14 protein-coding genes and 1 pseudogene are annotated in these 25,967 nt (G+C 57.0%); 7 read left to right on the plus strand and 8 right to left on the minus strand.

The window, feature by feature from the left end; genetic code table 11:
- Positions 1-145: 145 nt before the first annotated feature.
- From ACOYW0_RS22515 to ACOYW0_RS22545, 7 genes are all read right to left on the minus strand, one after another.
- Positions 146-6,469, minus strand: a complete 6,324-nt coding sequence (locus ACOYW0_RS22515) for a hypothetical protein (protein WP_482415989.1) — start codon at positions 6,467-6,469, stop codon at positions 146-148.
- Between the two features lie 476 nt (positions 6,470-6,945).
- Entirely contained in the window at positions 6,946-7,737 is a 792-nt protein-coding gene (locus ACOYW0_RS22520; RefSeq protein WP_482415990.1) for a TIGR00266 family protein, read from the minus strand.
- A 73-nt stretch (positions 7,738-7,810) separates the two neighbouring features.
- Entirely contained in the window at positions 7,811-8,656 is an 846-nt protein-coding gene (locus ACOYW0_RS22525; RefSeq protein ID WP_482415991.1) for a hypothetical protein, read from the minus strand.
- A gap of 271 nt (positions 8,657-8,927) precedes the next feature.
- A complete protein-coding gene (locus ACOYW0_RS22530) occupies positions 8,928-10,634 on the minus strand; it encodes a sensor histidine kinase (protein WP_482415992.1) in 1,707 nt (568 codons plus the stop codon).
- Positions 10,635-10,645: 11 nt separating this feature from the next.
- Complete coding sequence (locus tag ACOYW0_RS22535) at positions 10,646-11,290, minus strand: response regulator transcription factor (RefSeq protein WP_180141739.1); 645 nt, start codon at positions 11,288-11,290, stop codon at positions 10,646-10,648.
- Positions 11,280-12,533 (minus strand): hypothetical protein, encoded by a 1,254-nt coding sequence (locus ACOYW0_RS22540; RefSeq protein WP_482415993.1) that lies wholly within the window; start codon positions 12,531-12,533, stop codon positions 11,280-11,282. The genes ACOYW0_RS22535 and ACOYW0_RS22540 overlap by 11 nt, the downstream gene beginning before the upstream one ends.
- 313 nt (positions 12,534-12,846) lie before the next feature.
- Positions 12,847-14,556 carry an acyl-CoA dehydrogenase family protein gene (locus tag ACOYW0_RS22545; RefSeq protein WP_482415994.1) on the minus strand — a complete coding sequence of 570 codons (1,710 nt, stop codon included), beginning with the start codon at positions 14,554-14,556 and terminating at the stop codon, positions 12,847-12,849.
- 383 nt (positions 14,557-14,939) lie between these two features.
- Between ACOYW0_RS22545 and ACOYW0_RS22550 the strand changes: the two genes are divergently transcribed.
- Positions 14,940-15,647, plus strand: a complete 708-nt coding sequence (locus tag ACOYW0_RS22550; protein WP_482415995.1) for a FadR/GntR family transcriptional regulator — start codon at positions 14,940-14,942, stop codon at positions 15,645-15,647.
- 214 nt (positions 15,648-15,861) lie between these two features.
- Here ACOYW0_RS22550 and ppdK read toward each other — a convergent pair whose 3' ends face one another.
- The gene (gene ppdK / locus ACOYW0_RS22555) at positions 15,862-18,585 is read right to left on the minus strand and encodes a pyruvate, phosphate dikinase (protein WP_482415996.1); all 2,724 of its coding nucleotides are present in this window, start codon (positions 18,583-18,585) and stop codon (positions 15,862-15,864) included.
- Between the two features lie 589 nt (positions 18,586-19,174).
- On the opposite strand from ppdK, the gene ACOYW0_RS22560 reads away from it, so the two are divergent.
- The 6 genes and pseudogenes from ACOYW0_RS22560 to ACOYW0_RS22585 all read left to right on the plus strand — a co-directional run bounded on the left by ACOYW0_RS22560 (position 19,175) and on the right by ACOYW0_RS22585 (position 25,690).
- A complete protein-coding gene (locus ACOYW0_RS22560) occupies positions 19,175-21,037 on the plus strand; it encodes a SulP family inorganic anion transporter (protein ID WP_482415997.1) in 1,863 nt (620 codons plus the stop codon).
- A gap of 200 nt (positions 21,038-21,237) precedes the next feature.
- Positions 21,238-22,155 (plus strand): LysR family transcriptional regulator, encoded by a 918-nt coding sequence (locus ACOYW0_RS22565; protein WP_482415998.1) that lies wholly within the window; start codon positions 21,238-21,240, stop codon positions 22,153-22,155.
- 123 nt (positions 22,156-22,278) lie between these two features.
- Complete coding sequence (locus tag ACOYW0_RS22570) at positions 22,279-22,884, plus strand: LysE family translocator (RefSeq protein WP_482415999.1); 606 nt, start codon at positions 22,279-22,281, stop codon at positions 22,882-22,884.
- Between the two features lie 557 nt (positions 22,885-23,441).
- Complete coding sequence (locus ACOYW0_RS22575) at positions 23,442-24,278, plus strand: FkbM family methyltransferase (RefSeq protein WP_482416000.1); 837 nt, start codon at positions 23,442-23,444, stop codon at positions 24,276-24,278.
- A gap of 391 nt (positions 24,279-24,669) precedes the next feature.
- Complete coding sequence (locus tag ACOYW0_RS22580; protein ID WP_482418855.1) at positions 24,670-24,963, plus strand: LysR substrate-binding domain-containing protein; 294 nt, start codon at positions 24,670-24,672, stop codon at positions 24,961-24,963.
- Positions 24,964-25,154: 191 nt separating this feature from the next.
- Positions 25,155-25,690: pseudogene (locus tag ACOYW0_RS22585) on the plus strand (LysE family transporter).
- Positions 25,691-25,967 lie beyond the last annotated feature (277 nt).

Consider the following 25,967-nt stretch of genomic DNA (forward strand, 5'->3'; position numbering starts at 1 on the left):
GACGTTGGTTTGTCGAACACATGGTACGCAAGCTTACCTTGCAGGCTGCCACATACCAATCCGTGAACATGCTTTCCGCGGTTTGGGGTAGGGTGGCTGACGATCCCCCTGGCAGGGCTGCCAGGGGGATTGGAGGGCGGTGTTCCTACCGGTCTGTTGTTTCGATCAGTGTGGTGCCGTCGTTCACGGTGTGTTTCCACAGGTAATGGTGGTCATCATCGAAGGTGGCAAAGAGAAACTCGTTTGCACCGGCGGGTTCTCCATAAAGGGTGATGTATGTATACTTCTGGCTCCGTTCACTTACCTTGATGCGGTCGTGGCTTGTGCCTGGCTGGATGGCAAAGACCTGATCTCCATAGGGCTCTGAGTATCTTCTTACCCTGAAGTAGAAGGTGTCGCCCACCACCTGAACCTTCCCTTCGATCCGTACCCTGCCTAATGTGAAGTCCGGAAGCGTGCTAAGGTCGTTAATCAACGTCGTTCCGTCTTCGGTCCCGTCTGATGCCCAGATTTCATGGCCCCTTGCAATATAGAGAGACCCTTCCACCACAAACATTTCCGTGGGGTCAAAAGAGCCTCGCTGCGCCATCTCTTTCACCACCTCGGTGCCCTCCGGCGTGCCGTCACTCTTCCAGAGGTCCATGTGATCGAGGGTGTAATCCTCGGCATCCCTTGTCTGATAGTGGTCATAGAAATAGAGCACCCCGTTTATATCGGTGAGATACCATGGCGGGTGCTCGGTCGCTTTGAGGCGCTGCGTTCCGTCCGGCGTCTTGTCGCTCACCCAGAGGCCGCAGCCGTTGCCGCCCATGTCGTCCGAGGCGAAAAAGAGCTTGTCCCCGCAGGGGGTGAGGTGCCCTTCAATGGCAAGGGACCCTTTGAGCTGCGTGGTGCCGCCTTCTGTTCCGTTGCTCTTCCACAGGGAATCCGGGTTGCTGCTGCTGGATCCGTTGAGGTGGATAAAAAGGGTGCTGCCCAGGGTTTTTATCTGCTGGATTTTGCCCCCTGAAAGGGCTTTGACCTCGGTGGTACCACCTTCTGTTCCATCGGTTTCCCACAGGGTTGTCTCCGTTGATGACCGGGCGGTTCGGAAGAAAGCCCGGTCCCCCAGGGTGGCAAAGGGTGTGTACGCTGTATCCTGGATGCCCGGCTTCAACGGCACGGCGCCCTGGCTGGCCGTGGCGGTGAAGGGCTGGCTTTCTCCATCTTCACCGGTGCCCTGGAACACGTACCGTCCACCGAATTTGTTTAGCGCGTACCCGATGTAGATCACGTCCCCGGTGGGGTTGGCGTCGTTCAGCATCGCTGCCGTTATCCCGTCGGTTTTCCATATCTCCGTGCCGTGGATTCCGTCGGCAAAGGGGATAAGGACAAAGGGCCGGTGGTAGATGGTGAACTCCTTTTCGCTGGTGTAGGTCCCGTCGGTGACGGTGATCACAACCCGCTGGGTCAGGGTGCTTTCCGGGTCCAGGGCTCCGGGGGTGAGGGTGCCGGTGCAGTCGTATCCTCCGTTTGCGTTGGGTGTTGCCACAATGTCGGTGAGGGTGGTCTCCGTGTACCCGCCGGGGACGGTGACGTCTTCGATGCGGGCCGTGATGGTGAGCCCGGCAAGGGGGGTATCCCTGTCCGTAACAGTGAACGAAAAGGTGTAGGGCGTGGAGGAGCCCACGCGTACCAGGGTGTCCAGTATGGGGCCTGTGATGTACGGGCCCTTGTAGGCGAACCCGTCGTAAAGGCTCAAAAGGCTCAGGGTGTTGATGCCTGAAAAGCCCAGGGCCAGGTCACGGTCTGTGTCGGCAAACTCAAACCGTCTCACCCGCTCGGTGCTGTGATAGACGTCCGGGTCGTTTTTATCGGCCTTGAGGGCGGACTTGAGGTAGCCCGAGCAGGCGAGGCCGTCGGTGCAGTAGTAACCCCCTTCCGGGTTGTATCGCAGGGACCGGGCATTGCGGTGGGTGGACTGGTCCCCGAAGTAGTAGGCTTTGGTGGTTGTGTCGTATTCCAGCTGGTAAAGGGTTGCTCCCACTTTCAGCATGGCGGATGAGTCCTGAACGGCTGCGACGCAGCTTAGTTTAGACCACGGATGCCAGACAAAGAGGGACCCTCCGAGTCGCAGGCTGGAGGGCGTGTAGCTGGCCTCGGTGGGTTCGTAAAAGATGTCCAGGGCGTCGGTGAGTTCGAACCGGTTGCTGTCGGTGATGTCATAGAGCAGGAGGTCCTGGCCCACCATGTCAAAGAGGCAGTCCAGGTTTGCGCTGGAACAGGCACTCTGAATGGTTTTTCCGTTGGGCCACCACGGGTTTTTCCCGTCGCCGAACAAGAGGGTCCGTGTCATGGCCGCCACATGGGTCTCGTCGATGAAGGCAAGGCTTGTGAGCGGGGCATTGGCACCGAAGGCGGTGGTTGAACGCCGGGTAATCTCCGTGGTTCCGCCCAGGGTGATGTCATAGAGGTTCACCTCGGTTTCCGGGGTGGACTTTTTGTCGGAGGCGGCGTATCCGGGGGGCACAAAGGGGACCAGCAGGCGCGACCGGTCGGGAGAGATGGCAGGCTTCAGGAGGGTGTAGACCTGGTTGCCCGACGCGTCTTTGATGAGCACGCTTTTTTCAAGGGAGAGGGTGCCGGTATCTGAGTAGTTGACCACCATGAGGCGTGCGCCGTCATGGTGAGAGATGGCAAAAAGGATTCGGTTGCCGTCCAGGAGCCGGACCATGGGCAGTTCGGTTCTGTGGATGGTCTTGGGCGATCGAAGGGTCTCGGCAATGGGGAGCAGGTCTCCGGTGAACTCACTGATCGTGTAGTGGCCGATGTTCGTCAGAAAGTAGGGACCCACACCGTAGGCAATGAGGTCTGCAGAGCGCAGGGTGTTCCCCACAATGGCGGCACCGTTCCAGGCATCCTGGATCTGTCCTGTTGCAGGGATGCTGGCCACGGGCTTCATGTTCATGGAGTAGGTGTCGTGGCCGTCTGCCAGGATGCCGACGTCCAGGGAGGTGTCCACCTTGGGGTGGGGGGTGCTCAGGTCTCCCATGGACAGGTTGACGGTGAGGGAGACCAGGGCGCTGGGCCTTCGGTTTCGGTTGTGGGTTTTCTGAAAGTCGTGGTCCCGGCTCAAGGGGTTTTCCAGGCAGAGCTGGTTACTGGAGTTGTAGATGGGGTATTCGCTGATGTGAAGGCGGTAGTCGTTGCCCCCCAGGAACTCCCATTTAAACTCCGCGTGTTTGTTGAAGATCTCCTCAAGGCGGATGGTCTGGCTGAAGACGCCGATCATGTCGTCGTCTTCCACGCTGATGCCGTCGTCTTCCATGACGGCAAGCTCCACGTAGACAGCGGCAGCGTTGTACCCGCCTCCGGTGTAGAGCACCGTCTCCTGTGTGTCCAGCTCCTGGCCATCCTTTACGCCGTTGAACCGCAGGTAATCCCACCCGTGGTAGTTGGTCTGGATATCTTCGCTTTCCGTGAACAGGGCGTGCAGGGTATCCCCCTCACCGGGTTTGTCGCTCACCACGCCGACATAGGGAAACATCCTTATTTCCGCCGTATCATCCTTCTCTTCATAATTGGAGATGATCTTCACCCTGTCCAGGGTGACCTCAAGGCGGGTGACGGGAACCGAACTCACCCGGCGGAATTCCACCTCAGCCCGGGTCTTTCTGTCGGTGCCCAGGAGGTATTTGGCGTTGGACTTCAGAACGTTGTTGCCGTTTCCGGCAGAGCCCGTGTTTTGATAGTTGGCCATGAGGCTGTCGAGGTCGTTGTATAGGTCCCGGCCCTCGGACAGGGCATTGATGTTGGTGCTTGTGGCAAGGCGCGCACGGGCCTGGGAGATCTCTCCGTCCTGGATGAGGCCCGCGATTTCGTGGGCATCGGCCATGATATCGGCGGCACCGACTGCTGCCGAGGTGCCGGCGATGACTTTGTAAACATCGGCGGCGCTGCCCAGCTCTTCATAGTCCAGGCTGAGAAGCATGTCGGCATTTTTTGCAAACTGGTTCCCGGAGCTGGCCAGGTTCACGCAGTCGCATGCAATCTGGGCGTAGCTCAGTTTCTGGCCGTAGGTGTCCACCTCGGTGTTTTCCTCGGGGACGCCGGACATGAAAAAGGAGAAGGCGCTCTGGTTGTGCAGTCCGTAAAAGGGGTCGCTGCTGGTGTACCGGTTGATGCTGGCCCGGGCGCTGCCCAACGGATCGTCCTGGGCGGCGAGTTCCACGTCGTGGAGGTCATCCACTAGGTTGACGGTTTCGCAGACGAGCCCCACGAAGTTGCCGGAGATGACGTTGAAGGTCTGGCTGGCCAGGTAGCCCAGGAAGGCCCAGTTGGCGGCACTGGCATCGTAGACGTCCTGGTCACTTGCCGTGTAGTCGAAGGTGATGGGCTGGGTGCTCTGGACCATGCGGTCCACCGGAACCCCGAAGATGGGCCGGTTGACCTGGATGATGACGGGGATGCGGGGCGTTTCCCCTTTCATAACCGCTTTGACGCACTCCAAGTCCCCATCCGGGCATGCCATGAACTCGTGGGTTTTGTAGGGCACGCCGTCGTAGGGAAACTGGGCCGTGTCCACCTGGACGGTCCGCTCCTTCCAGTGCTGGTAGAGGTCATAGTAGTTGGTGAGCATGTGGAGGTATTCCACGTCCTGGTACTGGTGCTGCATCTTTTTGGAAAAATCCCTCATGACCACCCGGGCTTTGAAGTCGTCGGGGATGGGCTCGGGCATGTTGTAGGGGCCCAGTTCGCCTCGGATGCAGGTTGCGGATTGTCCGTCTTCGTCCCGGCACTCATAGACCTCCGGGTTGTTCTGGTAGTCAAAGGTGTGCTCTGTTTCGTAGAGCTCTTTTTGTCGCTCAAACTGCGCCTTGAATTTGACCAGCTCCCCGTGGGCTTCAAATTCATGGCCTGTCTTTTCCGATTTGATCCACGCCTGCCAGAGGCCGAGGGTGTCGTTGAGCTTGTCACCGCCTGCCAGGATATCGTCCATGTAGGTGGGGATGGTGAGGTTGGGGGACATGCTGGTGTTTAAGTCAACGGTGATTTCGCCTTCGTTGTAGGTGCCCTCCTCACCTTGTGTTTTCAGGGAGATATTCTTGACCGTGCCGAGGACAAACTCCTTGGTCTGCAAGGTGGCCTCGGAGGTGATCAGGGGGGTGATAGTGAACGTGGCCAGGGTGTCGGGCATGTCCCCGGCAGGCGCCAGGGACTCCAGGGCGTTTTCAGCAATGCCGACGCTTCCCTGGGGCAGGATATCCAGTCTCCAGATGCCGGTATCCCGGTTAACGGCATGGGCCAGGCCGTTTTTGTCCCCCGTGTAGATGGTGCCGGAGGGCGAGTAAAGCACAAAGGTGAGGTTGGCTGTGTCCGGTGACTCCGTTTCGATTTGAAAGGAGAGGTCCAGCTCATCCAGGTGGGAGTTGAGGGTGCTGAAGGTGTAGGATTTCGGTGCAAAGCGGGAGCCCGGGTTCAAAAGGTCGGCAGCCGAGCCGCTTGACAGAAAAGCGTCACCCTCCACAAAGGCCGTATCGGAAAGGCGCTCGGGGGTGATCATCTCCACCAGGGTGATATCAACGGTGCTGCTTGCGCCCACGAATCGGAAGGGTTTGCAGCGGTTCTCCCGGGTGACGGGAAGGTAGTAGAAACGGGGCTCCGCACCGCCTGCTGAGCAGAGGGTCTTGCCGCTGCTGTCCTCAAGGGTGACCTCCCGGCTCGCCTGGATGACGGCGATGCCGGTTTCCGGGAAGGAGATCACGGCATCTCCGCCTTCGGAGCTGACCACCAGGGTCTCCACGGGGCCTTCGGTGGAGGCAATGGCCATGGGCAGGTTGGGCATGGCCACCAGGTTGCAGGGGTTGGCTCCGGATGGCGTCTCTCCGATGCCGCCGTTTTCTTTGAGTTCGTCCACGGCATTGACCAGGGTGACGCCATCGGAGGGGCCGTCCACGAACGCTTTGGTGTGCCGGTTCTGACGCACGGCGACGTTTTGTGTTTTCTGGTCAAGATTGCCGAAGTTGTTGACCATTTTTGTGCTGCCCAAGGCATTCTGCAAGGCCAGGAATTCATCCATGGTCAGGGGCGCCTGGGACTGCAACCACAGCCTGCGGTTCAGTTTTTTTTGTTTTTCCCTGTTGAGGCGGACAAGGGCGTCGGAGCTTGCGCTGATGGGGAAAATATCCGGGTCCGGCAGCTGAACGAACGCCTGGGTGGCCACAGGCGAATACGGAAGCGCTTTGATGCGGGAGATCACGCCCTCGGGGACCCCTTTTTGCGCGAGCTTTTTGTACTCGATGTTTTTGTTGTTCTCTTTCAGGATGGAGATGATTTTTTCCGTGGGCAGCGTCGGATTTTCGTTTCGGAGTTCAACCGTCAGCCCGAGGAGCCCTGTTTCAGAGACCTTCTCTTTAACAGCCTTGTTGGTGGTGAGCCCGATGGCGGACAAGATCCCGTCCGGGTCCTTCAAGGGGACCGACGGATCCATGGGCGGCGGGTCCTGGTTTGAGCCTCCTCCGCCGCAACCGGTCAAAAAAATAACGATCATCAAGGGAATTATGAATCGGTGAAGTGATGCGTGTATGAACTTGAACATGTAGATCTCCTGCATGCATAAAGAAAAAAGTGCCGAGATGAGTGGCGGTGATTTATGGGTTGGGGCGGCTATAAGCCGTATCTGTGGGGACAGGACCCTCTGGGGGGAGTTTCATGACCGTTACGATTCTTCGGCGGTGCGCAAGCGCACCCTACCTCTCATGGGCTTTACCGCTGGCAACGCGCACCACTCCTGGAAGGTGCGTTTACACACCTTTTTATTTCGCAGAGGTGGAAAGCTGCCTGATCAGTCACATCAGGATACGTGTGGAGATTCATCAAGAGGCGGGCACCGACCCATCTTCCCCCCCCCCCCGGAGAGTGGATCGGTGACGCCTCGTTCTCCCCGGGAGAGGCTGGTAACGGAATTTACTTTTCAAAAAGTGTGGCGATCTCCCCCAAAAGGGAGCCTTCCCCCTTGGCCTCCCCGCCGGCGGACGGTGCGTGTTCGATGATGCGGTCGGCCATGCGGGAGAAGGGCATGCTCTGGAGGTAGACGGTGCCGTGGCCTTGCAAGGTGGCCAGAAAGAGCCCTTCACCGCCGAAGAACATGGATTTCAGGTTTCCGGCCTGCTGGATGTCGTAGTCGATGCCCTGGGTGAAGGCTACGAGACAGCCGGTATCCACCAGGAGCTTTTCTCCGTGGAGCTCTTTTTTGACGATGGTCCCCCCGGCGTGCACAAAGGCCATGCCGTCGCCGGTGAGTTTCTGAAGGACAAACCCTTCCCCCCCGAAAAAGCCCCGGCCCAGCTTCTGGGTGAAGGAGATGCCGATGCTGGTGCCAAGGGCCGCGCACAAAAAGGCGTCCTTCTGGCAGTAAAGGGTGCCGCCCTCCATGGTGTTTAAGTCCACGGGGATGATTTTTCCGGGGTAGGGCGCTGCAAAGGCGATGTGTTTTTTCCCTGCCCCTGCATTGGTAAAGTGGGTCATGAAGATGGACTCGCCCGTGAGAACCCGTTTTCCCACTCCTTTGAGCAGGCCCATGATTCCACCTCCCTTGGGTTCGGTTCCGTCGCCCATTTTGGCTTCGAACCGGATCTCCTCTTCCATGTAGTTCATGGCACCGGCTTCGGCGATGACCGTTTCGCCTGGGTCCAGTTCCACCTCAATGACCTGAATGTCGTCGCCGATAATGGTGTAATCGATTTCATGGCTCTGCATGTGTCGCTCCTTAAGGTAATAAATAGGTCGTAATCAGCCCGTGGCTGTGTAGGTCGTGGTCAAAAGGGACGGGTTACTCGCCTTGACCGGACGGACCGAAGAGGCCCTGCATCTGGGTTTGCAGGACTTCCAGTCCGCCGTTTTCCTGCATCTGTCGAAAGGTTTCCATGGCCTCGCCCATGTCATCCATGGATTGCTCCTGGCGGCTCACCGGGCGTTCACCGGCAAGAAGGGATTGGAACATCATGTGGATCTGGTCCCGGATTACGGCGTCGGCGGCGGGTTCATGGCGGATGTCGGCCCCCTGGGGCAGGGCGAATTTTTCCTTGGGGACCCTTTTTTTCTCAATGCGGGTCACCTCTTCATGGATCTGCATGCCCATGATGCTGCCCGACACCTTCATGGGAAAGTCGGTTCCGGCGAGGGTGAAGGTGTCGATGCCCAGGGCCGTGACCTTGTCGCAGGCATACCCTTTGATCTTCAACGCTTTTTTCTCCACGGAGCCGCTCATGTCCCCCACCATGGTGATGCCCATTTTTTCGCTGTTTTTGACGAGTGTTTTCTGCTCCTTGCGGGAGAGGCGGTTAAACTCGTCTTCGATCACCTTCTTGGGGTTGATTTGCCGGGTCCCTATGTTGTCGCTTAAGTCCACGGTGTAGACCCACTCCGGTGTGGTGAGGGTGAGCTCACTGGAGTTCATGGGCACCCCGAAGCTCGCCCCGGATTCGGTGTGGTAGGCCGCGGTGGTACGGCCATGGTCTTTGACATAGACCGACTCTTTTCCCTGCATGGTCCCGGAGATTTCATAGGTGACAACGGCTTCCCTGAAGGGCAGCTTCCGTGTCCAGGGGTTTTCCACGGCATGCACCGGGGCTGAGAGAAAAAGAATCATGGCAAAGGTCAGTAATGCGTGTTTCATGGGGTCTCCTGCATGTAAGGGTAACGTTGGCGGATTCGCCGCGTGGCGGGAAGAAAATAAGAAATTTGTTGAATCAAGTCAACGTGTTGCGAGTCATTTTCGACATGTCCGCGCGTCACTTTTTTAAAGGGGGATGGAGTGACTCAGGTCATTGGGCGGTGACGCTGGTCATAAAACAGCGGGGGAGGGGCTCAATGGATAAGACGTGCAGAGTGGAAACGATTTCAATCGTGGAGGCAGAGCTTACATGCTTTATTGCAAGGCTAAGCCTTTAAGGAACTGAGAGTTCACCTTGACGTGGGATGGTGATGCGGGTCATGAAACCGTCTTCGGAGCTGAAGTGGGCCTCGCCCCCCAGGGCGCGGGCGCGCTCTTCCATGCCCAGCAGGCCGCTTCCCGGGATGAGGGTATGGGCTCCTTTTCCGTTGTCCACGGCCATGAGGTGGGCGTGGGTTTCGCGGATCTTGACGGAGAGAAAAAGGCGCGTGGCGTCGGCGTGCTTGAGGCAGTTCGTGATGATCTCGGTGCAGGTGCGGTGAAGGGTGGTGTAGAGGGCGGGTTCCAGGAGGTAGATCATTCCCTGGAGGTTCAGGCTGGCATCCAGGCCGGTGCGGCGGGCCTGCTCCATGAGTTCGTCGATCTCCTTTTTCAGTTCTTCCCCGGTGATTCGGCCAGACTCCTCCCGGGATTCCGGGACGGACTTGATGCCGGAAAGGCCGGTGTCCAGCGCGGTGACCGCATGGGTCAGGGCCGGGAGCCCCCGGGTTGAGTCGTGGGGGCCGTAGATGCGGGCCACCTCCAGCAACTTGATGGCCGCCACCAGGGAGTGGCCGATGATGTCGTGGAGTTCCCGGGCCACAAATTTACGGGCGCTGCCTTTGGAGAGCTCTTTCAGCTGGTGGATGGTCTCGTTGACGCGCCTGTTTTTTTTCTCGATCTTTTCCTGGCCGGCCACGATGTCCGCCTGGATGGCCTTGTACTGGGTGACATTCCTTAAGGTGACCAGATGTTGGCCTCCGGTGACGGTACGGATTTTCCTGCAGGAGACAACAAAGGAGGCGTCACCGATGCATGCTTCAAATCCGGACTCTCCGGATTTTTGGGTCTGTTCCGGCAGTGTGGCCAAAAAATCATCCATGGCGCGGCCCGAGGTAAACAAGGCCTGAAACGCCCCGTTGGTGTAGCCGAGGCGGAACCGCCGGTTGAAAAGGGCGATGGGCAGGTTGAGGTGGTGGGTGATCTCGTGGCGCATCAGGGGCGTCAGGGAGAAGAGGTCGTGGTTGAAGGTGGCGTACATAAAGAGCAGGGTCGACCAGGTGAAGACGATGGGGGTGATGTCGAAGATCACCGGGATGCGGGCCATGAAGGTGAGGGTGTGAAGCACCTTGGTGATATAAAGGAGGTTGAGAAAAAGGGGCACCAGGATGGCGGTACTCACAATCCAGGTGACGGCCCTGTTCCTGGTGGAAAATTCTTTTTTGAACCGAAGCCTGCAGTAGTAAAGGCCCACGCCGAAGTAGGTGTACTCGATGAGCATGTGGACGTAGAACAGGGGACCGAAGCTGTCTCCGTAAAAGTCGTAATGGCCGTAGAAGAGAAAGTGCAGCGGGTTGGTGAGGATCCAGGAAAACTGGAGCACGGGCAGCCCGTAGACAAGGGGGCGGATCTTCCGGGACAGTCGGCTGCCCCGGGCATAGGCATGGCCAAACTCAATGAAGGCCGCTTCCACCACGCAGGTGCAGGCGTAGTAGCCGAGGATGAAGATCCACCTCAGGGTGATATCCGGGGAGACGGTTTTCAGGACCTTGAAGACCATCCACAGGGTCATGGCCCCCTGGAGCACCAGAAAGGCGTTGGCCGAGGGATCGTCCCTGCGGCTTTTCATGGTGAAGACCGCCAGGCAGATCACCGAGAGCACGATGGCGATGATGTGGATGATGCAGATGGCTGAGATTTCTAATTGCAGGGTGGGAGACACGGTGCGGTATCCTATTCAATGCCGTTTTCTACGGCATAGACGGCCAGCTCCAGCCGGTTGGTGATGCCCAGTTTCTCATACAGGCGGCTCACCTTGTTTTTGACGGTGCCCTCGGCGTAGTGGAGGGTCTCGGCAATGGTTTTGTTGCTCTCCCCCATGACAATGAGCCGCACGATATTGATCTCCTCCATACTCAAGAGATCCGTGTAGGTGGCTTTGCCGGGGCCCAGGGGCTTGAACCGTTCCAGAAGAATTTTTCGGGCGCCGGGATGGATCACGGTCATGCCCATGGCCACGCACCGGATGGTTAAGATCAGCTTTTCATAGCCGATATCCTTGGTGATGTAGCCGTCGGCGCCGCCCAGGAAGGCATCGGTGATGTACTCCGGGTTTTCAAAGGTGGTGAGCATCAGCACCTTGATGTCCGGGTGACTTTTTTTGAGGATGTTCAGGGCGGCCAGGCCGTCGATGCGGGGCATTTCCACGTCCATGAGGATCAGGTCCGGTGCCTTGCGGTTGCAGGCCTCAATGAGCTCTTCACCGGAGCCCACGCTGTCGGTGACGGTGATGTGGGGATCGCTGTTGATGATCTGCTCCAGGGAGTCCCTTAAGAGCTGCTGGTCGTCTGCGATGATGACGTGAATATCAGGTACCATGGTATCTCCTGTAACGGGCGACAAGGGAACGGATGCGGGCGAGGTTGGTCTGGGCGTCCTCGATGAGGGTATCGAGGCGCTCGTTGAACCCTTCCGTATCCCGGATTTGGGATAAGGCCCGGACCCGGGCACGGAACTGGTGCATGAATGTATCCTGGGTATGGGTGACATCGCTTAACAAGGCGGACACCTCTTTCTCTTTTTCCAGGTCAAAGACAATGTGGGAGTACTGGCGCAGCCTATGGTTGGCCTCCTCCAGCTGGACTCTCTGCGTCTCCTGCAGGTCGAGCATCTCGATGTGTCGGGAGATGTCGCTGAAGATAAAAAAGCGGCTTTTCCCCTGGGGACCCACGGGCTGGGTACGGCAGGCGATGTGGGTTTTACCGTCCGGGGAGGAAAAAGCCGGGATCGTGTACGGGTCGGCCGGGCGCATTCCCGGTGCCACCAGGGCATCGGGGCCTTCTTTCGTGACGGTGGTGAGCCCTTTTTTAAGGAATGCCGCTTTTCGGGCAAGGGGATTGCGGTAAACAATCTCTCGCTGATCGTCGCAGAGAATCACCGCGTCGTCGATGAGGTTGGTGATGTTGGCAAAGGCCTGGTCCCCGATGTGATAGGCCTTGAACTCCGTTGAGAAGAGGTGGAGGCCGCAAAGGAGAAATGGGTAGAGAAAAAGCAGGCTGATTTCACCCGGAGCGCCGCCGAAAAAGGCCCCTGCCAGATGTGCGCCCAGGGGCAGGGCAAAGAGAACCAGGCCACGGAGGCGCGAGGTTGAAAAGAGTGCGGCTGCAACGGAGAGCAGGAAAAGACAGCCGGTGACGCCAAGATATCCTGCCCCAAAGGCCATGGCTTGATGGGTGTGGCTGCGGATGAGCCATGTTGCGTGGGCCTGGAAAAGGAGCCCGGCCGTGGCGCAGGGAATCAAAAGCGCCTTGACGGAGAAAAGGGGGGCCAGCACCGAGCGTTGCCCCATCATATGGAGAACGATACATTCCGTTACCAGGGTGCAGCCCAGTTCAGCCAGCCTGGCGGTGAAGGCAAGGGCCGGGGAGGCCATCACTTCGGCGGCAAACCGCATGAAAACCGCCGCTCCCAGGGTGGCGTGTGCCGCCAGGATAAGCCGTCCTTTCTGTTTGAACCCCTGGTAGCAGCTGATGACGCCAAAAATGCAGATGGCGATGAGCAGGCATGTAAGGAAAAGAACAGAGTAAAACTGATCAAATGTGTAGTAACGCCCGTCCCCCACGTTCATTCCTTCGGGTTGGTAAGCACACTGGGGGACGTTGCCGTGAAAACGCCTGTTGTTTAGGCCCCGGGATGCTCCGTCAATGGTTTATCAACGCCCCTGCGGGAGTTGTCTGCCCCATGCGGCGTGTTTGTGCATCGGTTTAATGGAAAAGTTTTCCTATTAATCATGGTTTGTTTTGTCTTGTCAAGGAGGGGGGCAGCGGCGGGAGAGGATAAAGAAAAAAGGCAGGACCGATTCGGTCCTGCCTTTTTCTATTCAATGGAGCCTGCTTCTCCTCCATCTCAGGGAGAAGGAGCAGGTCGGGCTGTTCTTAGGGGTTCATCTTGTACGCGTCCACCAGGGCATACAGGTGGTCGTTGATCACGCGGTTGTAGCGCTCCTCGTTGACAACGGGCTTCAGGACCATCTCCTTGCAGAGCTCCTGCTGCTTGTCGGTGCTGGAGGGCTTCATGGCAAGGTCAAGGGCGTAGCGGCTCATGTCTCGGACGAAGACGTCGAAGATGGAGTCGAGGATGTCGTCTTCGATGCCTTCACGCTTGGCGCTCTCTACGATGAGCTGGGCGTAGGGAATCACGCAGAAGATCTCGCCCATGGCGTAGAGGAAGTCGAAGTTTGCCATCTGGCCCATGAGGTCGTTGGCGGACTCCATGAGGAGCTGCTTGAAGAGCTCAACCTGCTTGATGAAGACCTTGACGTTGGGCAGGTCAACGCTTTCAAAGACCGGCATGTAATCGTGGAACTGGATCTTGCCGTAGCCTTTGGTGGGGCCCTGGTTGAAGAGGAAGTCGTCGTTTTCAGCGCCGTTTCTCAGGCCGACCTCTTCGTACTCTTTCGGGTTGAACATGAAGTTGGGGATCAGCTTGGCCATGAGGGCCATGTTGACGTGCTTGGTGCCTTCCAGCTTGGGCATGCCTTTGATCTGGACGGCTGCGTGCTCGAAGTGCTGATCCTTTTCAAAACCCTTGGCTGCCAGAACGTCCCAGATCAGTTCATGGACAATCTCGCCCTGGATGGCCACCTTCATTTTCATGAGGGGGTTGTACAGGAGGTAGCGGCGATCCTCGGGACCGGCGGCGCGCATGTAGTCGGTGGCACGCAGGCCGAAGAGTTTCATGGCTGTGATACGGATGTACGAGTCGAAGAAGAGCTGCTTGATGTGGGGGAACTCGGTGACTTTTTTGCCGAAGATCTCACGGTGGGCAGCATGGTTCAGGCCTTCGTACAGGGAGTGCGTGGAGAGGCCGATGGCAGCGGAGCCGATGTTGAACTTGCAGATGTTGATGGTGTTGAGCATGTCGTCCCAGGCCTTCTGGCCGCGGGAGAGGATCTCAGCGTCGGTGATGGGGTAGTCATGGAGCTTGAACTCGGAGACGTACATCTGGTCGCATGCGATGACGTTCTGGATGCACTCGTATTTCTCGTGCTTGGAGTCCACCATGAAGAAGACATAATCATCGGTGTCTGCAATCTTACCGAAGACGGTGACGACTCCGGCTTCGTTGCCGTTGCCGATGTAGTACTTGCTGCCCTGGGCCAGGTAAGTGCCGTCGCCCTTGGGGTAGAGCTTCATGTCGCTGGAGTAGATGTCCGCACCGTGCTCGCGCTCGGACAGGCCGAAGGCGCACAGGGGGTTCTCCTTAAGCTTGGCGGCCGCCTTGTGCTTGGCTTCTTCGTTGTCACCCAGCAGAACGGGGTCCAGGCCCAGGGTGGAGACGTGGTACATGTACCAGTAAGCTGAGCTGTAGAAACCGCAGATTTCAGAGAATTCGAACATTTTGTAGGTGCTGTAGTGCTGGTTGGGGTCGTCCCCGTAGCCCTTGGGCAGGAAGAGGGTCTCGAAGATGCCCTCGTTTTTCACGAACTCTGCAAAATCATAGGTGAAGGTTTTTTCTTGGTAGTCTTTTTTGATGGCAGCAAGACCCTTGTTCTCGAACCAGTCGATGGTCTTGAGCATGATCTCTTTGGAACGCTCGTCCGGGTAATTTCTGTCTTTGTATTTTTTCGGGTTTAAAAGGACCATGGGTTCACCTCCTGAACAACTGAAATAAGCAAATAAGCGGATACGACTCCGAGTGTTGAGAAACATTGTTTTGGTAGCACCAATTTCGGGGGGTATCAAGGGATTTTTGGTAGTGTACAAAAGTTTATCTCGGGGTCTATTTTCGAAATGTCAATGTTTACAAGGGCGAAACAGGCTTTTAATTGTTTGTGTGCAACATAAAAAATAAAATTGGTTGACCAATTTGGGGCCCTGTATTACTTGTGACGTACGCCTTTACCATCCGGTAAAAGTTTGTGTGTCGCGGTACCGCGGGGCGGGCTGAGTTTGTCGCTGCTTTTTGCGGTATCGTCAACGTTATTGATGCCTTTGTGGCTGCCCGGTGCGGCGGCCGGGATGGATCCATGCCCACATGTATTGCAGACACAGTCTTTGAGAGCCTTCGTAAGGATATCTTTAACGGTCACTATGAACCGGGAAGCCGCTTGCCCTCGGAACGGGAGCTGGCCGACCGGTTTGATGCGAGCCGAAACACCGTGCGGGACGCCCTGAGCAGGCTCGATCACATGAAACTGGTCAAGCGGGTCCCCCAGAGCGGAACCTACGTGACGGATTACCGCAATGAAGCCGCTCTCTCTCTGTTGATTTACTATATTGAAAACAGCCTGGATTTAAACGATGAGGTCCTCACCTCGTTTATGGATTTTCGTCTTATCAGCGAGCGGTTTGCGGTGAAACGGGCCGTGCACAACCTGGGCCCCGGGGACCTTTGCCATCTCCACGGGATTCTGGATGAAAAGCAGGCCGCACGAGAAGACGCCCGGGCCCTTGCCGAGTGTGACTACGCCTTCCATGAGTTTCTCTTCCAAAAGGCCGAGAGCCTTGCCGTGCAGCTGATTTTCAATACCTTAAAGCCCGTCTTCATCAACTATCTGACCTACTACTACAACCTGGGAGACGACCCGGACGGGATTATCGAGTACCAGAGAAGCCTGGTTTCTGCTTTGGAGACAAAGGATGAGGAACTTTGCGGGTACATGATGGAAAAGTTGCTGCTCTTCGGCATCAACCTTATCAAGGAGGCGCGGTTGACGGATAAGAGCAGGAGGTAGGGGGGCAGGTAAAATAGGTCATAGGTATAGTAGGTCATAGGGGGATAGGGGGATAGGGGATAGGGGATAGGGGATAGGGGATAGGGAATAGGGGATAGGGGATAGGGGATAGGGAATAGGGGATAGGGGATAGGGAATAGGGAATAGGGAATAGGGAATAGGGAATAGGGAGTGGGCAGCCCGGAGAGGGGCTGCCCGTGGTGGTTTTACGGTGCTATTTTTTCCCTTCCGACGCCTCAATGGCAGCGTGGGCGGCGGCCAGTCGGGCGATGGGGATACGGTAGGGGGAGCAGCTTACGTAGTCCAGGCCTGCTTTGTAGCAGAACCGTACCGAGTCCGGGTCGCCCCCGTGTTCTCCGCAGATTCCCAGCTTGAGGTCCGGGCGTGTTTTGCGGCCCCGCTCCACGGCGATCTTGATGAGCTCTCCCACCCCGGAGGGGTCCAGGGTCTGGAAGGGGTCGGCGGGGAGGATTTTTTTCTCCAGGTAGGTGGGCAGGAACTCACCGACGTCGTCCCGGCTGAAACCGTATGTGAGCTGGGTGAGGTCGTTGGTGCCGAAGGAGAAAAATTCCGAGAGTTCGGCCATCTGGTTGGCCCGCAGGGCGGATCTGGGGATTTCGATCATGGTCCCGAATTTGTGGACAATGGAGGCCAGGCCGTAACGCCGCGCCACTTCTTCACAGGCGGTGTTGACGATTTTGCGCACGAACACAAGCTCTTCCACGTCGCAGGTCACAGGGATCATGATCTCCGGCTGGGGATGGAACCCGTCCTTGGCAAGCTCTGCCGTGGCCTCGAAGACGGCCTTGACCTGCATCTCTGTGAGGTCGGGGACGCTGATCCCCAGGCGCACGCCCCGGTGTCCCATCATGGGGTTGCTCTCCTGGAGGGCTTCGCATCGGCGCTTGATCTCGGTGACGTCCACGCCCAGGGCCTCGGCCAGCTCCACCTGTTTGGCCCGTGAGTGGGGGACGAATTCGTGGAGGGGCGGGTCCAGGGCCCGAATGGTGACAGGCATGCCGTTCATGGCCTTGAGGGTCTCTTTGATCTCCTCCTTTACGTAGGGTTCAAGCTCTTGCACGGCTGCTTTCCGCTCACCCTCGGTGTCGCTCAAGATAATTTTCCTCAAGATAAAAAGGCGGTCGTCCGCCCCGGCGCTGTAGAACATGTGCTCGGTGCGAAACAGGCCGATGCCTTCTGCCCCGTAGCTTTTGGCCACCTGGGCATCTTCCCGCGTGTCGGCATTGGCCCGCACTCCCATGGTGCGGTAGGCGTCGGCCATCTGCATGAACTTTTGGAAGCGTGTATCTTCCGTTGCGTCCACCATCTTGAGTTTCCCTTCGTAGACTCGCCCCCGGGTGCCGTTCAATGTCAGGATATCTCCCTGGTTGAAGGTCTTGTCCCCGATCTGAATTTTGTTCATGGAAGGGTGGATGGTAATGTCTCCGGCGCCCACGATACAGCATTTACCCCAGCCCCGTGCCACCAGGGCCGCATGGCTGGTCATGCCGCCCCGTGCCGTGAGGATGCCTGAGGCCGCCCGCATCCCTTCGATGTCCTCGGGGTTGGTCTCTTCGCGAACCAGAATGACGTTGGGGTGGGTCTTGGCGAGCTTGACGGCATCATCCGATGTGAAGGCGAGGTGGCCGAAGGCCCCGCCGGGCCCGGCCGGGAGCCCTTCGGTGAGGCATTCGGCCCGGCTCTCCTCCTCGGGATCCACGATGGGGTGAAGGAGTTCGTTGAGCTGCTGGGGTTTCACCCGCTTGATGGCCGTGACCTCGTCGATGAGTCCCTCTTCGAGCATCTCCATGGCCATGACAAGGGAGGCGGTACCCGTTCGTTTTCCCACACGGCACTGGAGCATGTAGAGCCGTTTGTTCTGGATGGTGAACTCGATGTCGAGCATCTCCTTGTAGTGCCGCTCCAGGGTGGTTCGGATGGCTTCCAGCTCGTTGTAGGCGCCGGGCATGGCGACTTCCAGGGAGGTGACCCCTTTGTTGGTGTCCCGCTTGGTGGCGTCGTTGATGGGGGCGGGGGTGCGTAGCCCGGCCACCACGTCTTCGCCCTGGGCGTTGGCAAGCCATTCGCCGAAAAAGGTGTTCTCTCCGGTGGCGGGGTTGCGGGTAAAGGCCACGCCGGTTGCCGAGGTGTCGCCCATGTTGCCGAATACCATGGCCTGGACCGTGACACCGGTGCCCCAGGAATCGGGGATCTGCTCAATGCGTCGGTAGGACTGGGCCCGTTTGCCATTCCAGCTTTTGAAGACCGCCCCGATGGCCCCTTGGAGCTGGGCTTCGGGGGAGTCGGGGAACTTTTCGCCCAGTACCGTTTCCACCCGTTCGGTGAACAGCCCGCAAAGGGTTTTCAGGTCGTCTTCGGTGAGGTCGGCGTCGTTTTGAAGGTTTCGGGTCTCCTTGAACGCGGCCAGGATTTTTTCCAGCTGGTTGCGGATGCCGTTTCCGTTCATCGCCTCAATGCCTTCGGCCTTTTCCATGACCACGTCCGCATACATCATGATCAGGCGGCGGTAGGAATCGTAGACAAATCGGCCGTTGCCCGTTTTTTTGATAAGGCCGGGGATGGTTCCTGAGGTGAGGCCCACGTTGAGGACCGTCTCCATCATACCGGGCATGGACTGGCGGCCACCGGACCTGCAGGAGACAAGCAGGGGATTGTCGGGGTCCCCGAAGGCAAGACCCATGTTTTTCTCCAGGCATACAAGGGCGTCGTTGAGCTGCTCGGCATACCCGTGGGGGTAGCTCCCGCCCGAGCGAAGGAAGGCGTTGCAGCACTCTGTGGTGATAGTAAATCCCGGGGGGACGGGGATGCCGAGTCGTGCCATCTCCGCCAGGTTAGCTCCCTTGCCGCCCAGCAGGTTCATCAGGCTCGCGTCGCCTTCGGTTTTTTCGCCGTTGAAGCTGTACACATATTTTTCCACGCGTGAAGTCCTCCATAACATTAATTCATACGTTGTCCGGTGGGGCTTGCGGATCATTTCGAGACATCTGGGGTCACCTTTCGGGTATCGTGTGCAACGTCGTTGGCCGGGCAAAGACTAAGGAAGCCAGGGAGCTGAGAGGGGCTTCGGTGAGCACTGAAGATGCACATCAGCACATGATAAAACGTGTTTTGAACGGTCTCCGGTCTGGCCGGCGCCGTTCAAACGTACACTGCTTTACGTCCAAACCCTGGGATGTTTGTTGGGAGAATAAACGGAACGACTGAGGCGTCACAACGGCCTGTGGGTCAGGCACATGGCACGACCGGGTGGGGATGGGGAAAGACCGAAGGGCGCATGACACGATGGAAAAGTCAACCATACTCAATAAAATACAGGCATGGATGGTGCCTGTCAAGACGGTGTCTTTCCTCGGAGGGAAACCGGGTCCGATAGATGGGCAGGGGGTTCGGGCCGGATATTTTAGGGTGGTTGAGAAAATCGCGGATCACATTTTGTTTGTGGGAAATACCCGGGTTCACATGGATTGCTTGCCTTGACATCTTCGCCGTGTTACTTGCAGTGTCCCGTGGGATTGATTACAATCGAACCCATTGACACCCCCCGGGGCAGCCGACCTTCCACGGAATACATCGCTGTCCCCATCACCTCCGGAAACCGCGTGTCGATGAAAGCCCACCCGACGGAGAGAGACGTGATCGCAAGACTCTTCCCCTTTTTGACATGGCTTCCCCTGGTTGGCCGGGCCACCTTGAAAGCAGACCTTCTGGCCGGGTTCACCGGTGCCGTCATTGTGCTTCCCCAGGCCGTTGCCTTTGCGGCCATCGCAGGCCTGCCCCCGGAGTACGGGCTCTACACCGCCATGGTCACCCCGGTGGTGGCAGCCCTGTTCGGCTCGTCGTATCACCTCATATCAGGGCCCACCACAGCAATCTCCATTGTGGTTTTTTCCGCGGTGAGCCAGTACGCCGAGTCCGGTAGCGGGGCGTACATCGGCCTTGCCCTGACCCTTACTTTCCTTGCGGGCTTCTTTCAGCTTGCCTTTGGCCTGGCACGCCTCGGCGCCCTGGTGAACTTTGTCTCCCACACGGTGGTAACAGGCTTTACCGCCGGGGCCGCCATCCTTATCGTGACCAGCCAGTTAAAGCATGTGCTGGGGCTGACCCTGCCACGGGGGGAGTCCTTCATCGACACCTGGGCGGCCATGGCAACCAATTTCTCCACGGTTAACGGGTTCGTGGTGGCGGTGGCCGCCGTCACCATCGGTGCGGCCGTGGTCTGCCGCAGGTTTTTTCCAAAGGCCCCGAACCTTCTCGTGGGCATGGTGGCAGGAAGCCTGGCCTCTCTTGCCATGGGCGGCCCGGAGCACGGGGTGGCGCTTCTCGGTGAGATCCCCTCCAAGCTTCCCCCCATATCGGCACCGGAGTTCTCCATTCCCGTGATCCGGCAGCTTGCCCCGGATGCCTTTGCCATTGCGTTGCTGGGGCTCATTGAGGCCGTCTCCATCTCCCGTTCCGTTGCGGCACGGTCCCGGCAGCTCATCGACGGCAACCAGGAGTTCATCGGCCAGGGGCTCTCCAACCTCGTGGGAAGTTTTTTCTCAAGCTACGCGGGGTCGGGCTCCTTCACCCGCTCCGGCATCAACTACGCCGCCGGGGCCAAGACGCCCCTGTCTGCAATCTTTGCAGCCGTTGCCCTCATGGCCCTGGTCCTTCTCATCGCCCCGCTTACGGCCTGGCTCCCCCTGGCCTCCATGGGCGGCGTGATCCTTATTGTGGCGTGGAATCTCATCGATTTCAGGCATATTCGCTTCATTCTTCGCGTGAGCCCTTCGGAGTCTGCGATCCTTGCGGTGACCTTTTTCTCCACCCTGTTTCTGGAGCTGGAATTTGCCATCTACATCGGGGTGTTTCTCTCCCTGATCCTTTTCCTCTCCCGGTCCTCCACCCCGGACATTGTGGTGATGGCCCCGGACCCCGCCACCCGGTCCCGGCAGCTCACAAGCATCGAGAAACGACCCCTTCACGAGTGCCCCCACATGAAGATTATCCGCATCGACCGGTCCATTTACTTCGGGTCCGTGGGAAGCATCCGAAGCCGCATCGAAACGATGATCGAAAAGGAGAGGGTGACCAACATGCTCATCGTCAGCGAGGGGATTAACTACATCGATCTGGCAGGCGCCGAGATGCTGGTGGAGCTTTCGGATGTCCTCAAGGCGCGGGGGGGCGGCCTCTACTTCTGCAACCTGAAAACCACCGTGTTTCAGTTTATCGCCCATGTGGGGTTCATCGATCGCATCGGAGAGGATCACATCTTCGAGCACAAGAGCGAGGCCATCGCTGCCTTTGTGGCCCGTCGAGACGAGGCGTGTCGCAGGGAGTGTGCCTGCCGGGTGTTCAGGGAGTGCAGTGGGGAAAAGGACTCCTGACGGCGGGATTAGAACAGCCTTTGTCTTCGCCTTTGGCCACGCCGTGACAAGTCGCAAAAAAAAGTTTCAAATGCCTGTCACTGTCGATTCGGCGGAGCCTGGCAAAACGTCCTCAAAACCTGTAACGTTTGACTCCCGGCAGCGCTTTTGTGCCGTTTGCCTTGAATCACCCCCGGTATGAATGGATAAAGGAGTTGGGTATGTCTGTGGATTCGTTGTCGCCGTCTCATCTAAAGGCCCTGGGGCTGCTTCTGGAAGAGCGGCATGTCACCAGGGCTGCTGCGCGGATGCGGGTGAGCCAGTCGGCCATGAGCAAGATCCTGGGAAAGCTTCGCGAGGCGTTTTCCGATGATTTGCTTGTGCGGGTGGGGAATCGCCTGGAACCGACGGAACGGGCTCGAACCCTGCAACCGAGGTTGGAGGTGATTCTGGGTGAGCTGGCCGCCATGGCCATGGAGGTACCCTTTGACCCGGCCGGATGCCAGCGGTGGTTTACCCTTGCGGTGAGCGATTACGTGGCCCAGTTCGTGCTCCCTGATCTGCTTTGTTCCCTCCACACCGAAGCACCCGGTATTCGGGTTTCCGTGATCACCGAACGCTCAGAGACCGTGTTGGAAGAGCTGGTGGAGAACCGCATTCAAGTGGCGAGCGCCATGGAAGGGGAGGACCCCCTTCCCCCGGGGGTGGTGTGCCGCTGGATCGGTACGGATACGTTTGCCTGTGTGGGGGCCAAGGGGCATGCCCTGGCCCGGAACCGCGATATGGAAAGTTATCTGAAGGCACCCCATGTGGTGGTGACCGGCGGAAGCGATAAGGCCGGCCCCATTGACCGGGCCCTATCCGCCCGGGGCAGGCAGCGCACCGTGGCCCTTGAGACCTCCCTGTTTGCTTCGGCCATGGAGGTGGTGACCCAGAGCGATTTTCTCCTGACCATCCCTACCCACATCGCCCGACACCTTGCCCGGCGGTACGACGCCGACGTGTTCCCACTGCCCTTTGAGGTGCCCCCGTTTCGCTATGGCCTTCTCTGGCATGAGCGCCACAGGCGAGATGCCGCCCACACCTGGCTGCGCCGGAAATTCGAAACACAGCTCAAGGAGTCCCATTACTCCCATTAAGTCATATTCCGTGTGGGAATGATATGTATTCCGGGTATGCGTTTTACATCATGACCCCGTTGGGCTATCCTTTTTTCTTCTTTTGAACCGTTACCCAACCATGACAACACGGAGTACCCGATAATGTTCGAATCCCTTGTGGTCGTCCTGGGGGTGGCCCTGGCCGCCCAACTCTCCCCCGGACCCGACATGATGCTGATCTTCCGCCACACCACCACGTCCCTGCGGGCCGGTATGGCCTGTATCCTGGGCATTTGCCTCGGCTTCACCGTGCACGTGACCCTGTCCGTTGCAGGCCTTGCCGTGATTATCCGCACCAGCCCGTTACTGTTCAACACCATCCGGTACGCCGGTGCCGCGTACATCCTCTACGTGGGAATCCGCTGCCTCACCGGCAACTCCGGCCTCACCTTCGATGCCAGTGAGAAAGCCTCGGCGCCCTTTGGCCAGGCCTTTCGAGACGGCCTCTTCTGTAACCTGCTTAACCCCAAAGTAACCCTGTTTGTCCTCAGCGTCTTTTCTCAGCTCCTCGCCCCCGAAACCCCCACAGCCATCCGAGCCCTCTTCGGCCTTGCCCTGATCGTCGAAGCCATCGTTGTCTGGACGCTTTTCTCCATGCTCCTGGACAGACCCGCCTTCAGAACCCGCTACGAGCGATTCCAGAACCCCATATCACGGGGCTGTGGCGTGGTTCTTTGCGGTCTTGCCGTGTTGATGGTCGCGGGGTAAACGGTCTCCCTACAAAGAAACCTCTGGCGGTAAAGGTTGGTAAGCCTCCATAACCAAATCACGTTATAATATAGATAGCCCGTGTGGTTTAATCCTCGTATCAGGCTCAAAAAGGGGCAGAAGAGAAGTAGAAGTTACCGGCTGTTCTGTAATCGTAAAAGGCCCAAGTTTTCAAACGCATGGGCTGTGCGCGTACCCATCAGGTGTTCACATATATTCCTGTTGTGGTTGAAGGCAGGATTAAGCCAGTTTAAAATATCTTTCTATAGATGTATATGAATACACCCTTGCATTTATGTGGGCTAAAGAGTAAACAATAGCGTTTAAATGAATAACTGTATTTGTTGTACTTGAAGAGTCTCGAATGAGTAATGGTAAAAAGGATGTGAATTGTAAAGGAACTTTGTTTGTGTCGAGAAACCAATTCTGAATGCCTTGTATGGCTATAGCTATTGAATGAGACGGAGTATTGGACAGGAATAGCTTGTAGACAGTAAGGATACAGCACAAATTTATGCTCTAAACCCTAACCCAAGTTAAATATAGAAAGATATTACATGAAGCCGAAAAATTTATTTCAGCTGATGGGCTTTAAAGGAAAGCCCAAGCACTTTTCGTATCAAATCATGGAATGCAGCATTAAAAATATTGGCCCCGTCAAGTACGCACAATGGTTGCACCCAAATGCAGTCGACCAAATTATAAATGCCGATCTTGTTGATGCTTATGGCGAATATATAAAGGAAGGCGATTTCTGTATTGATATTGGGGCACATTGCGGCGACACATCGTTGCCCATGGGATTGGCCGCTGGAAAAACAGGGAGCGTGTTGGCATTGGAACCCAACCCTTATGTCTATCCGGTCTTGGAAAAAACGGCACGATCGAATAGTGACATTGCAAATATAAAAACAGTGATGGCCGCAGCTGGTCTAGAAGAAGGCTTCATGGTGTTTGAGTATTCAGACTCTGGTTTTTGCAACGGAGGACGCCACGAGAATATCTCGGCGCTAAGGCATGGTCACGCATTCAACCAGACGGTTTTTGCTATCAACCTTGAGCAGGAATTAAAATCAGATTATGCAGGCTTGCTACCAAAGCTTAGCTTTATAAAAATAGATTCTGAAGGCTATGACCTTTATATTCTTCGGTCTATTGACGGTATTCTTAAAGAGTATCATCCTGTTATTAAGGCGGAGGTGTTTAAGAAGACGGATTATAATTATCGTAATCAGCTGCTGAGCTTTTTACTGGAGAGGGGGTATTCGGTTTTTAAAATTACCGATGAACCCTTGACAAAGGGTGAACCGCTTACTCAGAAGAATATTGATGTCGGAACACATTATGATATTTTAGCATTACCTGATACCTGTTCAATGAAGATGGCCTCGTGATCGAACGTCTCGTTAAGTCTTTGCTTAAGACGCAAGGCCTTCGAATAGAGAAGTAGGGATTTTTCTTTGCTTCTTGACCGACAGGAGGAAGCCCACCTCGGGGTTTGAGGTGGGCTTTTTTTCGAACGGCATTGGGGGCACCCATTTAGTATCTTGTAAAATAAAATTATCTATAATATTTGTGCTTTACATTGCTAATCAATCGATTTTTATATCGGATAGGCTTGATGCCATTGTCTTCCTGAAGTGTGGGGCCCTCCTTCGGAACAGCCAATTCCGCGTTTTTGGTAGACGTCTTACATCAATAGGGTGTCAATAAAAAGCTTGTGTAAATGAGTGGTTTAGGTCTGGTTTCTACACGCGGACCTGAGTCCGACTCAAGGCCAGTCCCATTGACCGGGCCCTATCCGCCCGGGGCAGGCAGCGCACCGTGGCCCTTGAGACCTCCCTGTTTGCTTCGGCCATGGAGGTGGTGACCCAGAGCGATTTTCTCCTGACCATCCCTACCCACATCGCCCGACACCTTGCCGGGCGGTACGACGCCGACGTGTTCCCGCTGCCCTTTGAGGTGCCCCCGTTTCGCTATGGCCTTCTCTGGCATGAGCGCCACAGGCGAGATGCCGCCCACACCTGGCTGCGCCGGAAATTCGAAACACAGCTCAAGGAGTCCCATTACTCTCATTAAGGCATATTCCGTGTGGGAATGATATGTATTCCGGGTATGCGTTTTACATCATGATCCCGTTGGGCTATCCTTTTTTTTCTTCTGAACCGTTACCCAACCATGACAACACGGAGTACCCGATAATGTTCGAATCCCTTGTGGTCGTCCTGGGGGTGGCCCTGGCCGCCCAACTCTCCCCCGGACCCGACATGATGCTGATCTTCCGCCACACCACCACGTCCCTGCGGGCCGGTATGGCCTGTATCCTGGGCATTTGCCTCGGCTTCACCGTTCACGTGACCCTGTCTGTTGCAGGCCTTGCCGTGATTATCCGCACCAGCCCGTTACTGTTCAACACCATCCGGTACGCCGGGGCCGCGTACATCCTCTATGTGGGAATCCGCTGCCTCACCGGTAACTCCGGCCTCACCTTCGATGCCAATCAGAAATCCTCGGCCCCTTTGGCCAGGCCTTTCGAGACGGCCTCTTCTGCAACCTGCTTAACCCCAAAGTAACCCTGTTTGTCCTCAGCGTCTTTTCTCAGCTCCTCGCCCCCGAAACCCCCACAGCCATCCGAGCCCTCTTCGGCCTTGCCCTGATCGTCGAAGCCATCGGTGTCTGGACGCTTTTCTCCATGCTCCTGGACAGACCCGCCTTCAGAACCCGCTACGAGCGATTTCAGAACCCCATATCACGGGGCTGTGGCGTGGTTCTGTGCGGTCTTGCCGTGTTGATGGTCGCGGGGTAGAAGGTCAAATAAAAACAAACCTCCGGGGTAAGGGTGGCGAAGTCGCCCTTGTGAAAACACCTCGAAAATGGATTGCCCTTACTGTTTGTCCGTCAAGCCGTAGGGGTAATCCTATAGCATAAAGCCTCACCAAATATGGTTCTCCTCCGTCCTCTGTCTTCCCTCGTTTAATCCTTCTTTGATTAGCTCTATAGACCTTGTTTTTTTATATCCAATTAGACTCTTGCATTTGTACTGTTCACAGAGTAAGAAATTAATTGTGCTTAGAGGGATGACT

The organism is Desulfoluna sp. HI9BLuna (assembly GCF_056829775.1).